The organism is Streptomyces sp. NPDC049597, from assembly GCF_040675505.1.
In the GTDB taxonomy this organism is placed as follows: domain Bacteria; phylum Actinomycetota; class Actinomycetes; order Streptomycetales; family Streptomycetaceae; genus Streptomyces.
In genome coordinates this window covers 573,154-587,343 of record NZ_JBFAOY010000001.1, presented here as the reverse complement: position 1 = coordinate 587,343, position 14,190 = coordinate 573,154, and the positions used below count along the sequence as shown (strand labels likewise).

The 14,190-nt window shown below is 71.6% G+C and carries 9 protein-coding genes; 3 read left to right on the top strand and 6 right to left on the bottom strand.

The window, feature by feature from the left end:
- Nucleotides 1-20: 20 nt before the first annotated feature.
- The 4 genes from pepN (AB0K02_RS02625) to AB0K02_RS02610 all read right to left on the bottom strand — a co-directional run bounded on the left by pepN (AB0K02_RS02625) (nucleotide 21) and on the right by AB0K02_RS02610 (nucleotide 8,078).
- Nucleotides 21-2,609: an aminopeptidase N gene (pepN, locus tag AB0K02_RS02625; RefSeq protein ID WP_365990487.1), complete on the bottom strand. Its 2,589-nt coding sequence runs from the start codon at nucleotides 2,607-2,609 to the stop codon at nucleotides 21-23.
- Nucleotides 2,610-2,848: 239 nt separating this feature from the next.
- On the bottom strand, nucleotides 2,849-3,877 hold the full coding sequence (locus AB0K02_RS02620) for an aspartate-semialdehyde dehydrogenase (RefSeq protein WP_365990486.1): 1,029 nt from the start codon (nucleotides 3,875-3,877) through the stop codon (nucleotides 2,849-2,851).
- Between the two features lie 170 nt (nucleotides 3,878-4,047).
- A complete protein-coding gene (locus AB0K02_RS02615) occupies nucleotides 4,048-7,368 on the bottom strand; it encodes a S8 family serine peptidase (RefSeq protein ID WP_365990485.1) in 3,321 nt (1,106 codons plus the stop codon).
- A 170-nt stretch (nucleotides 7,369-7,538) separates the two neighbouring features.
- Nucleotides 7,539-8,078, bottom strand: a complete 540-nt coding sequence (locus AB0K02_RS02610) for a CGNR zinc finger domain-containing protein (protein WP_365990484.1) — start codon at nucleotides 8,076-8,078, stop codon at nucleotides 7,539-7,541.
- A gap of 133 nt (nucleotides 8,079-8,211) precedes the next feature.
- Here AB0K02_RS02610 and AB0K02_RS02605 point away from each other — a divergent pair, with 133 nt between their 5' ends.
- Genes AB0K02_RS02605 through AB0K02_RS02595 form a run of 3 tightly spaced genes read left to right on the top strand, consistent with a single transcriptional unit; the run spans nucleotide 8,212 to nucleotide 10,088 of the window.
- Entirely contained in the window at nucleotides 8,212-8,667 is a 456-nt protein-coding gene (locus AB0K02_RS02605) for a VOC family protein (RefSeq protein ID WP_365990483.1), read from the top strand.
- Nucleotides 8,668-8,701: 34 nt separating this feature from the next.
- Nucleotides 8,702-9,670, top strand: a complete 969-nt coding sequence (locus AB0K02_RS02600; protein ID WP_365990482.1) for a pyridoxamine 5'-phosphate oxidase family protein — start codon at nucleotides 8,702-8,704, stop codon at nucleotides 9,668-9,670.
- Nucleotides 9,621-10,088 (top strand): NUDIX hydrolase, encoded by a 468-nt coding sequence (locus AB0K02_RS02595; RefSeq protein ID WP_365990481.1) that lies wholly within the window; start codon nucleotides 9,621-9,623, stop codon nucleotides 10,086-10,088. Before AB0K02_RS02600 ends, AB0K02_RS02595 begins: the two co-directional genes overlap by 50 nt.
- On the opposite strand, the gene AB0K02_RS02590 is transcribed toward AB0K02_RS02595, so the two are convergent.
- Together AB0K02_RS02590 and pepN (AB0K02_RS02585) are read right to left on the bottom strand one after the other, a co-directional pair.
- Nucleotides 10,064-11,077 carry a hypothetical protein gene (locus AB0K02_RS02590; protein ID WP_365990480.1) on the bottom strand — a complete coding sequence of 338 codons (1,014 nt, stop codon included), beginning with the start codon at nucleotides 11,075-11,077 and terminating at the stop codon, nucleotides 10,064-10,066. The two genes, AB0K02_RS02595 and AB0K02_RS02590, sit on opposite strands and share 25 nt — an antisense overlap.
- Nucleotides 11,078-11,580: 503 nt before the next feature.
- Entirely contained in the window at nucleotides 11,581-14,172 is a 2,592-nt protein-coding gene (pepN, locus tag AB0K02_RS02585; protein WP_365990479.1) for an aminopeptidase N, read from the bottom strand.
- Nucleotides 14,173-14,190 lie beyond the last annotated feature (18 nt).

The following is a 14,190-nucleotide window of genomic DNA, read 5'->3' as shown; positions in this document are numbered from 1 at the left end:
AGGTTCTTATTCCTCCTGTGTCACTCCGCTGCCGCGTCCACCGCCTGCGCCTTCAGCGCACGCTCGACGCCCGCACGCGACTCCGAGACGAGCCTGCGCAGCGCCGCGTTGGGCTCGGCCTCCTTCAGCCAGGAGTCGGTGGCGTCCAGGGTCTCCTGCGAGACCTGGAGCGAGGGGTAGAGACCGACGGCGACCTGCTGCGCCATCTCGTGGCTGCGGGTCTCCCACACGCCCTTGACCGCCGCGAAGTACTTCTCGGTGTAGGGAGCGAGCAATTCGCGCTGGTCGGTCTGGACGAAACCGCCGATCACGGCCTCCTGCACGGCGTTCGGCAGCGCCGTCTTCGCGTCGGACGCGGCGGACTCGACGACCGAAGCCCACGCCTGCGCCTTGGCCTCCGGCGTAGGACGCGCGGCTCGCGCGGTGGCCGCGTGCCGCTCACCGGCCGCGGTCCTGTCCCGCTCGTACTCGCCGGCGATCTCGTCCTCGTCGAAGACGCCCGTCGCCGCCAGCCGCTCCACGAACGCCCAGCGCAGCTCCGTGTCGACGACCAGGCCCTCGATCGTCTCGGTGCCGTCGAGCAGCGCCTGGAGCAGGTCCAGCTGCTGCGGCGTGCGCGCGGTCGCGGCGAACGCCCGCGCCCAGGCCAGCTGGTGGTCGCTGCCCGGTGCCGCCGACCGCAGGTGCGCCAGCGTCGCGTCCGTCCACTGGGTCAGGCCGGTCTCGCGCCACTGCGGCGCCGCGTACAGGTCGATGGCCAGCTTGACCTGGCGGTGCAGCGACTGGACCACACCGATGTCGGACTCCTTGCCGATCCCGGACAGGACCAGCGCCAGGTAGTCGCGGGTGGCGAGCTCGCCGTCGCGGGTCATGTCCCAGGCCGAGGCCCAGCACAGCGCGCGCGGCAGGGACTCGGTGAAGTCGCCCAGGTGCCGGGTGACGTTCCGCAGGGACTCCTCGTCGAGGCGGACCTTCGCGTACGACAGGTCGTCGTCGTTGAGCAGGACGACGGCGGGGCGGGTCCTGCCCACCAGCTCCGGCACCTCGGTCAGTCCGTCCTCGACGTCCAGCTCGACGCGGTCGGTGCGCACCAGCTTGCCGGACCCGTCCAGGTCGTAGAGGCCGATCGCGATCCGGTGCGGCCGCAGGACCGGCTCCCCCTTGGCTCCCGTGGGAAGCGCCGGGGCCTCCTGCCGCACCGCGAACGCGGTGACCGTGCCGTCGTCGTCGGTGGTGATCTCCGGACGCAGGATGTTGATGCCGGCCGTCTCCAGCCACGCCTTCGACCAGGTCCTCAGGTCACGGCCGCTGGTCTCCTCCAAGGCGTCCAGCAGGTCCGAAAGGCGCGTGTTGCCGAAGGCGTGCGTCTTGAAGTACGCCTGCACGCCGCGGAAGAACTCGTCCATGCCGACGTAGGCCACGAGCTGCTTGAGAACCGACGCGCCCTTGGCGTACGTGATGCCGTCGAAGTTCACGAGAACGTCGTCGAGGTCGCGGATCTCGGCCATGATCGGATGCGTCGACGGCAGCTGGTCCTGCCGGTACGCCCAGGTCTTCATCGAGTTGGCGAACGTGGTCCACGAGTGCGGCCACTTCGAGCCCGGGGCGTACGCCTGGCACGCGATCGAGGTGTAGGTGGCGAACGACTCGTTCAGCCAGAGGTCGTTCCACCACTCCATGGTGACGAGGTCGCCGAACCACATGTGGGCGAGCTCGTGCAGGATCGTCTCCGCCCGCACCTCGTACGCGGCGTCCGTCACCTTGGAACGGAACACGTACTGGTCGCGGATGGTCACCGCGCCCGCGTTCTCCATCGCGCCCGCGTTGAACTCCGGCACGAAGAGCTGGTCGTACTTCGCGAACGGGTAGGCGTAGTCGAACTTCTCCTGGAACCAGTCGAAGCCCTGCCGCGTGACCTCGAAGATCGCGTCCGCGTCCAGGAACTCGGCCAGCGAGGGGCGGCAGTAGATGCCGAGCGGGACGGACTGCCCGTCCTTCTCGTACGAGCTGTGCACGCTGTGGTACGGGCCGGCGATCAGGGCCGTGATGTACGTCGAGATGCGCGGCGTCGGCTCGAAGCGCCAGATGTTGTCCTGCGGCTCCGGCGTCGGCGAGTTGGAGATCACCGTCCAGCCCTCGGGCGCCTTCACGGTGAACCGGAAGGTCGCCTTGAGGTCGGGCTGCTCGAAGCTCGCGAAGACGCGGCGCGCGTCCGGCACCTCGAACTGGGTGTAGAGGTAGGCCTGCTCGTCGACGGGGTCGACGAAGCGGTGCAGGCCCTCGCCCGTGTTGGTGTAGGAGCAGTCGGCGACGACCCTCAGCTCGTTGTCGCCCGCCCGCAGGTGCTTCAGCGTGATCCGCGAGTCCCGGAAGACCGCGGCGACGTCGAGCGACTTCCCGTTCAGCACGACCTCGTGCACGGCTGGGGCGACCAGGTCGATGAACGTCTGCGCACCGTCCTCGGCGGACGCGAAGCGCACGGTGGTCTCGGACCGGTAGGTCCCGCCGTCCTGCGCTCCGGAGAGATCGAGATCGATCTCGTACGAGTCAACGGTGAGCAGGCGCGCCCGCTGCTGCGCCTCTTCACGGGTCAGGTTTGTGCCAGGCACCCGGTCATCTCCTCGGTCTGCGATGTTTGCGGCCATCCTTCCACGCGCCGACGGGGCTCCGCCCGGGAGAATCGGCCCCGGTCACCGCACGGCCGCGAGGCGTGCCGGCCGCCCGGGGCGATCTTTGGATCCGCGCGTGCCCAGGGCCGGCGAGGGACGCCACGGCGGCGGCCTGCCAGGGCATGCACAAGGGGGCGATCACCTCTCGGTGATCGCCCCCTCGGCTTCGATCAGGGTCCTCAGCCGCGCAGCTCGTCAGCGACCAGCTCCGCGATCTGCACCGCGTTCAGCGCCGCGCCCTTGCGCAGGTTGTCGTTGGACACGAACAGCGCCAGGCCGTTGTCCACCGTCTCGTCCACGCGGATGCGGCCCACGTACGAGGCGTCCTTGCCGGCCGCCTGGAGCGGGGTCGGGATCTCGGAGAGCTCCACGCCCGGCGCGTCCTTCAGCAGCTCGTACGCGCGCTCCACGCCGATCGGACGCTCGAAGCGCACGTTGACCTGCAGCGAGTGGCCGGAGAAGACCGGCACGCGCACACAGGTGCCCGAGACCTTGAGCTCCGGGATCTCCAGGATCTTGCGGGACTCGTTGCGGAGCTTCTGCTCCTCGTCGGTCTCGTGGGAGCCGTCGTCCACGAGGTTTCCGGCGAGCGGGAGGACGTTGAAGGCGATGGTGCGCTTGTAGACGCCCGGCTCGGGGAAGACGACGGCCTCGCCGTCGTGCGTCAGCTCGGTGGCACGGTCGGCGACCGCCTTGACCTGGTCGTCCAGCTCCGCGACGCCCGCGAGACCGGACCCGGAGACGGCCTGGTAGGTGGTCGCGACCATCGAGAGGAGGCCGGCCTCCTGGTGCAGCGGCTTGAGGACCGGCATCGCGGCCATCGTGGTGCAGTTCGGGTTGGCGATGATCCCCTTGGGGCGGTCCTTGATCGCGTGCGGGTTCACCTCGGAGACCACGAGCGGCACCTCGGGGTCGCGGCGCCAGGCCGAGGAGTTGTCGATCACGACCGCGCCCTGCGAGGCGACCTTCTCGGCGAGCGCCTTGGAGGTCGCGCCGCCGGCCGAGAACAGGACGATGTCGAGTCCGGTGTAGTCCGCCGTGGCGGCGTCCTCGACCGTGATCTCGCGCCCCTCCCACGCGATGGTGGAGCCCGCCGAACGGGCGGAGGCGAAGAGCCTGAGCTCGTCGACCGGGAACTTCCGCTCGGCAAGGATCTTGCGCATGACCGTGCCGACCTGCCCGGTGGCTCCGACGATTCCGACCTTCACGGGGACTCCTCCGTACGTTTGTGCACCATCTTGCGGCATGGGGTGCCGCTCCATGATGCGTATGTCCACGGCCGCCTTGTCCAATCGATTGTCCGAGGAACGGGACGCACGCCACACACGCGGAAGGGCGGGCGCCCCTCGGACGCCCGCCCTCCGCACGTATCACACCGTTATGGCGTGACCTTCCCGATCACGACGCTGCCCGTGCCCGCGGCCGTGCCGCGCGCGTTCAGCAGCCGCACCTCGCCGAAGAACTGCCGTCCCTCGGGAGCCGCGCTGTTCACCAGGACCTCGGCGGTGACCTGCGCGGTCGCGCCGTTGGCGAGCTTCACGGGGTCCGCGCCGACCTTGACCTCGCCGAGCGAGGGCGCGAAGTAGACGTCGCGGTAGTCGTACGTCGTGGTCTTGGCCGGGACCGAGTAGCCGTCGACCTCGATGGTGTACGTACCGGCCGCCGGCTTCACCAGGCTGACCGCCTCCTCCGAGTCCCCGTCCGCGGACGAGCCGACCGTCACGCCGTCCTTCTTGACCGTGAGGTCGAGGTCGGCGGCCTTGTCGGAGACGTTGCCGATGGCGACGTCGAAGCGCTCGACGCCCTCGCCGATGACCACCGTGGTCGTCTGCGTCTCGTGGTGGGCGATCGTCGGCTTGGCGACCTTCGAGGAGCCGAGCGAGCCGCCGGCCAGCTTGCCGTCGATGGCGGCGAAGCCGTTGGTCACGTTCCACCGCACCGCGGCCGGGGTGCCGATCTTCGCCTCTTCCAGGGTCTGGACGGCCGGGTCGAAGGAGGTGCCGAGCACGGCGACGTTCAGCCGGTAGGGGTTGTCGAGCAGCGGCGACGTACGGCGCGACTCGACCTCCACCTCCCAGACGCCCGGCTGCGGGTTCGCGTAGGACCGCAGGTCGGGGCGGCAGGTGTTCGCCGGGTTGGTGTAGTTCGGGTAGCAGTTCACCGTCGACGTCGGGTCCGACGGCACACCGTACGGGTGGATCGAGACGAACCGGGTCTGGCTGCCCGCCGCGAGACCGCCGAGCGCGATCTCCAGGCTCTTGGCGCCCTTCGGGACGGTGACGAAGTAGGACTTGTGGCTGTTGCGCTGCACTGAGCCGGACGCGGACAGCGTGTAGGAGGGCTGCGCCAGCTCGTGCGAGGCGACCACCGTGGTGAGCACCTGCTTGTCGATGCCCTCGGTGCGCGGGTCGTCGACCTCCAGGATCGCGCTGTGCACTCCGGCGGACCGGGGCGCCGCGGCGACCTTGACGGTGACCGGCTGGTTCAGCGGGAGCACCACCTCGTCGTCACCGACGATCCGGAACGTGCCGTCGTTGTTCTCGAAGTGCAGCTCGTGCCGCACCGGACGGTCCGGGCCCGTGGTGCGGGTGACGACGACGTCGTACGTCCTCTTCGCGCCGGCCTTCAGGCCGCCCTCGCGGTCGTACAGGCCGGTGCCGAAGCCCGGGGTCTTCAGGAACTGGTCGATCGCGGTGTCGACCGGGGCCTTGACGCTGTACTCGTGGGCGGTCGCGCCGTCCTCGATGGCGTCCCAGGCGTCCACGATGTTGATCAGGCCGGCGCCTTCCTCGTGCGCCTGCGTGCCGCGGATGTGGTCGGCCGTGCTGACGAGCGCCGTGCGCAGCTTCGCCGGGGTCAGCTCGACGTCGTTCTGCTTGGCCGCCGAGATCAGCAGCGCGGCCGCTCCCGCGGCCTGCGGGGAGGCCATCGAGGTGCCCTGGAGCATCGAGTAGCCCGGCGGGAGCCGGTAGCCCGCCTCGGCGACCGGGCCGCCGGGCGACCAGGTCTGCGTGGTGTTGATGGCGGCGCCGGGCGCGCTCAGGGTCGGCGTGAAACCGCCGTCCTCGCGCGGACCGCGGGAGGAGAAGGGCAGCATCGCGTACTTCTTCTCCACGACCGAGCCGTAGTTCGCGGCCCAGGTCTCGCGGGAGATGGTGGCGCCGACGCTGATGACCTTGTCGGCCAGGGACGGGTCGCCGATGGTGTTGACGCCGGGGCCGCTGTTGCCGGCCGAGACGACCAGCTGGACGCCGTAGGTGTCGATCAGGCGGGTGTAGAGCTCCGCGCGGGCGTTGTTGCCGTCGTTGAGCGCCGGCAGGCCCCCTATGGACATGTTGACGATGTCCACGCCGCGGTTGATGACCAGGTCGGCCATGCCCTCGGTCAGGGCCACGTTCGTGCAGCCGCCGGACCAGGTGCACGCGCGCGAGGAGACGAGCTTGGCGCCGGGCGCGGCGCCGTTCATCTCGCCGCCGAAGAGGCCGTTGGCGGCGGTGATGCCGGCGACGTGGGTGCCGTGCGAGCCCTCGATCACACCGATGCTGACGTAGTCGGCCTTGGCGCCCGCGGCGTTGTAGACGACGTCCTTGCGGACCTCGATCACGAACGGGATGCGCTCGGCGACGTCGGTCGCCGGGTTGTCGGTGCCGAACCAGCCGACCTGGAAGCCGTTCTTGTACGGCTTCATGACGGTGTCGTCGGCGAAGTCGCCGTTGTTGTTCAGGTCCACCCGGGCGGTGCGGGTGCCCGCGTCGTACAGCACACCCCACTTGTCCGTGGTGTCGCCGTCGCGGTTGAGGTCGCCGGCCATGTCGCCGCCGAGGGTGGCGGACTCGGCGAAGACCTGGAAGCCGTAGGACCCGGCCGGGGCGGACCAGGTGCGGCCGCCCGCGGTGAACGTCGGGCCGCTGACGGCGTTGTTCATCCGCAGCCAGGTGCCGTCGCCGTCGGACACCGGGTCGGTCGCCGTGACCCAGTCGACGATCTTGCGCTCGCCGGTGGTGGTCTTCTGCAGCGCGGGGTGCCCGAGGTCCACGCCCGAGTCCAGGATGCCGATGGTGACCCCTCGGCCGTCGGCCTCGGGATTGTCCTCGACGAACTCGACGGCGCCCGTCTCGAAGGACGGGTTGTACGGGTTCTTGGCGGGCGTGTCCTTGCCGGGAGCCGGGTAGGTGCCCTCGGCCGCGGTGGCCGCGCCCTTGGCGCGGTCGGCGGCCGGCGTCGGGTCGTCCAGCTCGATCTCGTGCTTGAGGTCGATGCCGTGGACGCTCGAGAGCTCGGCCACCGCCCGAAGGGCGTCTTCGGCCTCGGCGGTGGGCAGCGTCGCGCGGACGTAGCCGAGCTTGTCGAACGTCCTGCCGACCGTCGCGCCCTCGACCGCGTCGAGCCGGCCGGCGACCTGCTCGGTCGCCCCGGGGGCGGTGGCGACCATGACGGTCACGGTCTTGCGGCCGTCGGCCTCGGCCTCGGCGAGCAGTTCGGCGTCGGCCGTGCCGAGCTTGTCGGCGGCGGACGCCGCGGTCCTGAGGCCCTTGCCGGCAGACGGGTCGTCAACGGGCGCCGAGGCGACGGCCGGGGCGACGCCCGCCGCGGCCAGTGCGGCCACGAGTGAGGCGGCCGCCGCCACCCGGGCCGCACGTCTGTGCCCGGGTGCGGAGCGCTCTGTGCTGGAGCTCTGGGGCTGGGGGGTCATCTGCATCCCTGTTCGTGAAAGAGAGGGTCCGGAATTCGGCACCGGATGACCGCTCAGCCTTTCGTAAAGAACAGGGTTTTGTGGAGACTTGATCGAGGCGTGAACACGACGTGGCGGAGACCCGCCAGGGCGCCGGATGTGCCAGGTCGGTCAAATCGGGTGATGTCCCCCGCTGTTCACCCCTCGCGGGTCCGCGCGTAATGGCGCGACGCCTTCGCACGGTTGCCGCACAGGGCCATGGAGCACCAGCGGCGGGTGCCGTTGCGCGACGTGTCGAAGAAGTGCAGGACGCAGGCGTCGTGCGCGCAGGCGCGGATCCGGTCGGGTGCGGTGCGCAGCAGGTCGAGGTGGCCGCGGGCCGCGATCCAGGCAGGTCCCCATGCCGGATCGGTGAACTCCGCCTCCTCGCCGGGGCCTTCGTCCGTCAGCGTGGCGCGGATGCGGCCGTGCGCGAGGACGGCGTCGACGCGCGCGGCGGCCTTCGCGTCCGTGCGGTCGACCAGCGCGGCCAGCGCGTCCCGAGCGACGAGGGTGTTCACCCGTGTGGCCGCGTCGGCGGCGAACCGGTCCGCGAGGCCGTTCGTCCTCAGCCAGATCTCCAGGCCGTCGGTGTCCCGGAGCAGGTCCTGGAGCTCCCCGTCGTGCATCCAGCGGGTGTTGAGGAGGTCGAGCGAGACCGGCTCACCGAGAAGGGGGCGCGGGTCGGCGGCGGTCATATGGATTCCTTCGCTCCGTTGCGTCTAACCGCTCAAGGGTACGTGACCGGTTGCGCCTCTCGGGGCTAACCGTTAAGTTGCATGTGAGCGGTTAGCCATCGAGGCGGAACCGCATGACGCAGAGAGGTCTTCCATGACGTCCAGCAGCGCGCTCGCCGGCGGCCACATCGGCCTCAACGTGACCGACCTCGGCCGGTCGCTCCCCTTCTACGCCGACACCCTCGGCTTCGAGGTCATCGGCGAGGGCAAGGAGGACGGCCGGCGCTTCGCCTTCCTCGGCCGCGACGGCACCCTCGTCCTCACCCTGTGGCAGCAGGCCGAATCCGGCTTCGAGGCCACCCGTGCGGGGCTGCACCACCTCGCCTTCGAGGCCGCGTCCATCGACGAGGTCCGTGCGGCCGAGGTGCGCCTGAAGGACCTCGGCGTCGGCTTCGCCCATGACGGCGTCGTCGCCCACCGGGAAGGCGCGGCGTCCGGCGGCATCTTCTTCCACGACCCCGACGGCATCCGCCTGGAGATCTACGCGCCCTCGGGCGCCGAGGGGGCACCCGCACCCAGCGCCGCAGCGCCCACCTGCGGCTTCTTCTAGGCCGTCCGCGCCCGCCCTCCAGGAGCTGACACCCATGGACCCCGCACCGGGCCCCTACCACCACGGCTCCCTCGCCGTGCAGCGCCGCGTCGGCGTGCGGGAGCAGGCCGCGCACGCCGGCCGCTCGATCGGCTCCGGCATCAAGCCGGTCGCCGCGGCCTTCCTCGGCCTGCAGCCCATGCTCGTGCTCGGCGCGGCGGACGAGGCCGGCCGGATGTGGGCCTCGCTGCTCACCGGACCGCCCGGATTCCTGCGGGCCACGGGAGCGCACCACGTCACGGTCGCCGGAAGCGTGCCCGGCCACGACCCGCTCGCCGCGACACTGGCCGGCCCTCCCGTGGCGGCCGGCGCGATCGTCCTCGACCCGCGCACACGCCGGCGGATGCGGATGGGCGGCACGGTCCGCCCGTCCGCCCGCGGGCTGCTCGTCGAGACCGAGCGGGTGTTCGCCAACTGCCCCAAGTACCTCCAGAAGAGGGAGTTGTACGAGACCGCCGCGGACACACCCCCGGCCGGCGCAGTGCGGCGCGGCGAACGCCTCGACCCCGACCAGGCGGCCTTCGTCCGGGCCGCCGACACCTTCTTCGTCGCCACGGGCACACCCGACGGCTCCGACGCGAGCCATCGCGGCGGGAACCCGGGCTTCCTCCGGGTCGCCTCACCGACCGAGCTGAGCTGGGAGGACTACCCCGGCAACGCGATGTTCCTGACCCTCGGCAACCTGGAGCGCGACCCGCGGGCCGGACTGCTGCTGCTCGACTGGAGCACCGGGACCACGCTTCAGTTCACCGGGACGGCCCGTACCGAGCACACGCCGGACGGCGGCCGTACCGTCCGCTTCACGGTGTCCGGCGTCGTGCACGCCGAGGCGGCCTCACCACTGCGCTGGTCCGGGCCCGAGTTCTCCCCGGCGAACCCGCCCGTCCCCGACGACCCGCCGGTAACCTCACCGGATGAACAGGGAGCTGAGGGTCGCGGCGTACGCCGTGTGCATACGGGATGAACAGATCCTGCTCGCCCGCTGGGTGGCGGGCGACGGCACCAGGAAGTGGACGTTGCCGGGCGGCGGGATGGACCACGGTGAGGACCCCCTGGACACCGTCGTCCGCGAGGTCGAGGAGGAGACCGGCTACGCGGCGGAGATGACCGCTCTGCTCGGCATCGACTCGATACGCCGCCGCTACCCGCGCAAACTCGGCATGTTCGCCGACTTCCAGGGCCTGAGGATCGTCTACGAGGGCCGGGTCACGGGTGGTGACCTGCGGCCCGAGACGCAGGGGTCGACCGATCTGGCCGCATGGCACGCCCTGGACGCGGTGCCGGGACTCGACCGGGTCACCCTGGTCGACATCGGACTCGAACTGTGGCGCTCCCGGCCGGCGCTCGGTCACGTCCGTCAGCGCGGCAGCACCGCCACGTAGGCCGCGGGCTCCCGGTCCGCCGCCGCCATCAGGGCCGTACGCACCACGACCGCCTGCTGCTCGGGCGCGTCCCGCAGCTTGCGGGGGGTGAGGTGGACGACCGTGATGCCCAGGCGTTCGAGGATCTCCCGCTTGTGGGCGTACTCCGACCACAGGGCGTCCTCGTCGTGCCGGGGCGCCCGCGTGTCCAGCTCGACGGCGACGGCCTGGTCGGGCCAGTACGCGTCGATCCAGCCGAGGTGGGGGCCGCCGGGCAGCCGCAGATCCACGTTCCACAGCGGCTCGGGCAGGCCGTTCGCGCGCACCATGGCGTAGAGCCTGCCCTCGGCCAGCGCCCGGCCCTCGGCGAGCAGAGAGTCGACGGCGTCGATGACATGGGGCTGGTTGAGCAGCCGGGCCTCGTTCAACTCCCTGACCACGGCGGCCGGTTCACAGCCGCGGCGGACGGCCTCCGTCAGCAGCAGCCGGACCCGCTGAGGGTCGTCGGTCAGCCCGGCGACGGCGTCGGCGAGGGCGCGCGCCACCGGGGCGGCCGGCACGCCCCCGGCCTCCTCGGCGATGGGCAGCACCTGCCCGCGCACCAGCCGGACGCACCCGGTGGACCGCAGACGCCGCGTACGGGGCACGAGCACGTCGATCACGTCGAGCGTGCTCAGCGGAGGAACGCCGGAGAACCCGTGCAGCGCGAGCGCGGCGAGCCCGGTGACCATCGCCTGGCCGTACGGCGCCGAGTCGTTCCGCTGGACGGGGACCACGGGCTGCCCGGCGTACAGGAGCGCGGCGCGCAGCCGCTCCTCGCCGGTCACCGGCCCGGACCGCAGGAGGTACACCCCGGGCAGCAGCACCTGCCAGGGCCCACCGGTCCTGCACTGCTGCGCGGCCCGCGCCGGAGTGACACCGTGGGCGCGCAACTCGGCACCCGACACGACGAGTTCCGGGATGCGGCGGGGGTGGAGGGGGAGGGGGAGGGGAGTGTCGCACTGTTCCATGCGGAGGGGATGCCCGGAGGCGAGCGGGCCCCTAACCGCTGTTACACGCCCGTCGATATTTCGGGACAAGGCGACACTAAAGTACGCGCGTTCGAGCGCCGATGGGGCGGCCGGTGGCGACCGCTGCGCGGGCTCGTTCCCCGCACCGCCCTCCTCCTGCGGCCTGTCGGCCCGGGGCGGTGCCCCTTCCCGTAACCGGGGGCGCTGCCCTGGGCCCGCCCCTACGTCCTGCGGGCGTAGGGGGGACCTTCAGCGCCGCGATCGCCGGCGGGGCTCCCAAGGAGCCGCGCTGGGGGCCTCCCTGCTTCGCCGGCGGGGCCCCACCCCCGGCCGCCAGGCCGTGGGGGGAGGCGGAGGGACCGCGCGCAGCGCGGTAGGGGCTCCGGGGCGAAGCCCCGGTACGGGATGGGTCGGGCCCCCCGCCGCCAGTCCGCAGGGGGATGCGAGGACCCGGCGCGCAGCGGGGTACGGGGTCCGGGGCGGAGCCCCGGGGGGCGCCCTCCCTACGCCCCGTCCCGCTCCTGCGCGCGCAGCGCCCTCGCCAGGTCGTCGCGGGCCTCGAGCACCAGTCGGCGCAGCGCCGGCGCCGCCGACTCGTGCGCGGCGAGCCACTCGTCCGTCGCCGCCAGCGTGTGCGGCGAGTCCTGGAGCGACGGGTACAGGCCCCGCACCACGTCCATCCCGATCTGGATCGACCGCTCGGACCAGATCCGCTCGATCGCCTCGAAGTACTTGGAGAGGTACGGCGCCACCAGGTCCCGCTGCGAGGGCTGGACGAAGCCCGCGATCGTCGCCTCCACCAGCGCGTTGGACAGCTGGTCCGACTCCACCACCGCGGCCCACGCCTGCGCCTTCACCGCGGCGGACGGCCGCGCCGCCAGGCAGCGCACCTCGTGCCGCTTGCCCGACGCCGTGTCGTCGCGCGCCAGCTCCGCGGCGATCACGGACTCGTCCGCCCGGCCGTGCGCGGCCAGCGGCTCCAGGAACGCCCAGCGCAGCTCCTGGTCCACGTCCAGGCCGTCGATCTTCTCCGTACCGTCCAGCAGACCGGACAGCAGCCGGAAGTCCTCGTCCCGCGCTGCCACCGACGCGAAGAACCGCGCCCACGTCAGCTGGTGCTCCGTGCCCGGCTCAGCGCGCCGCAGCTCACCCAGCGCGCCATCGGCCAGCAGCCGGGAGCCCTCCTCGCGCCACGCGGGAGCCGCGTAGTGCGCCAGCGCCGCTCGGGCCCACGCGTGCAGCATCTGCAGGACGCCGATGTCCGACTCGCGCCCGGCGAACCGCAGCACCAGGTCCACGAAGTCCCGCGCCGGCATCAGCGCGTCACGCGTCATGTTCCACAGGGCCGACCAGGCCAGCGCCCGGGCCAGGGGGTCCTCGATGTCGCCCAGGTGCGCCCGCAGCGTCGCCAGTGAGTCCTCGTCGAAGCGGACCTTGCAGTACGTCAGGTCCTCGTCGTTGACGAGGACGACCTCCGCCCGCTCGGTGCCCGCCAGCTCGGCCACCACCGTGCGCGCCCCGACGACGTCCGCCCCGGCGCTCGCGTACCGCACGAGCTTCCCGTCCTCGATCCGGTACAGGCCGACCACGACCCGGTGGGGACGGAGCGTGTCGCCGTCCTGGGCGATCACGAGCTCGGCGATCCGGCCGTCCTCGCCGTACACGACCTCCGGCGTCAGGGAGTTGACCCCGGACGTCTCCAGCCAGAAGCGCGACCACTCCTTCATGTCCCGCCCGGAGGTCTCCTCCAGCACGGACAGGAGGTCGTCGAGGCGGGTGTTCCCGTAGGCGTGGCGCTTGAAGTAGCGCCGTGCGCCCTCCAGGAACGCCTCCCGCCCCACGTAGGCCACCAGCTGCTTGAGCACCGAGGCGCCCTTGGCGTACGTGATGCCGTCGAAGTTGAGCTTGGCGTCCTCCAGGTCACGGATGTCGGCCGTGATCGGGTGCGTGGAGGGCAGCTGGTCCGCGCGGTAGGCCCACGCCTTGCGGTTGTTGGCGAAGGTGACCCAGCCGTTGGTGAAGCGGGTCGCCTCCACCATGGAGAACGAGCCCATGAAGTCGGCGAACGACTCCTTGAGCCACAGGTCGTCCCACCACCGCATGGTGACCAGGTCGCCGAACCACATGTGCGCCATCTCGTGCAGGATCACGTTCGCCCGGCGCTCGTACGACGCCTGCGTCACCTTGCCGCGGAAGACGAACTCCTCGCGGAAGGTCACACAGCCCGGGTTCTCCATGGCGCCCAGGTTGTACTCGGGCACGAACGCCTGGTCGTACTTCCCGAACGGGTACGGGTAGTCGAAGTGGTCGTGGAAGAAGTCCAGGCCCTGCTTGGTGACGAGAAAGATGTCGTCCGCGTCGAAGTGCCTGGCCAGACTCTTGCGGCACATGGCGCCCAGCGGGATCCGCAGCGCCGTCCCTCCCCCGGAGCCTTCGGCCCGGGAGGTGCCCCCAGCCGGCTCCCGCTCGTACACGTCCGTCTCGTAGTGGTACGGGCCGGCGACGACCGCCGTGATGTACGTGGAGATCGGCCGCGTCTCGGCGAAGTGCCACACCCCGTCCTCGGCGCGGGCGCCCTCCTCGTTGCTCCACACGGTCCAGCCCTCGGGCGCGGTCACCTCGAAACGGAACGGCGCCTTGAGGTCGGGCTGTTCGAAGTTCGCGAACACACGGCGCGCGTCGGCCGGCTCGTACTGCGTGTAGAGGTAGACCTCCCCGTCCTCCGGGTCGACGAAGCGGTGCAGGCCCTCGCCGGTGCGGCTGTAGGCGCACCGGGCGTCCACGACGAGCACGTTCTCGGCCGCCACGGAGTCGAGCGCGATCCGGGAGCCGTCGAAGGCGGCGGCGGGGTCGAGCTCCCGGCCGTTGAGAGTGATGCTCGTCACGGACGGGGCGATCAGGTCCACGAAGGTCGGCGCACCCGGCTCGGCGGCGCGGAAGCGGATGGTGGTCACCGAGCGGAACGTGCGCGGCCCGGCCCCCTCCTCGGCGTCCCCGACCGCCGACTGTACGTCGAGGGCGACTTCGTACCCGTCGACGGACAGCAGCTCGGCCCGGGTGCGGGCCTCGTCGCGGGACAGATTCTCACCGGGCACGGGCACTCCTTCGTGTCT

Bases quoted from the DNA above. Each gene is read 5' to 3' on its own strand.
- AB0K02_RS02615 (WP_365990485.1), bottom strand. From the start codon at position 7,368: ATGCAGATGACCCCCCAGCCCCAGAGCTCCAGCACAGAGCGCTCCGCA.
- AB0K02_RS02610 (WP_365990484.1), bottom strand. From the start codon at position 8,078: ATGACCGCCGCCGACCCGCGCCCCCTTCTCGGTGAGCCGGTCTCGCTC.
- AB0K02_RS02605 (WP_365990483.1), top strand. From the start codon at position 8,212: ATGACGTCCAGCAGCGCGCTCGCCGGCGGCCACATCGGCCTCAACGTG.
- AB0K02_RS02600 (WP_365990482.1), top strand. From the start codon at position 8,702: ATGGACCCCGCACCGGGCCCCTACCACCACGGCTCCCTCGCCGTGCAG.
- AB0K02_RS02595 (WP_365990481.1), top strand. From the start codon at position 9,621: ATGAACAGGGAGCTGAGGGTCGCGGCGTACGCCGTGTGCATACGGGAT.
- AB0K02_RS02590 (WP_365990480.1), bottom strand. From the start codon at position 11,077: ATGGAACAGTGCGACACTCCCCTCCCCCTCCCCCTCCACCCCCGCCGC.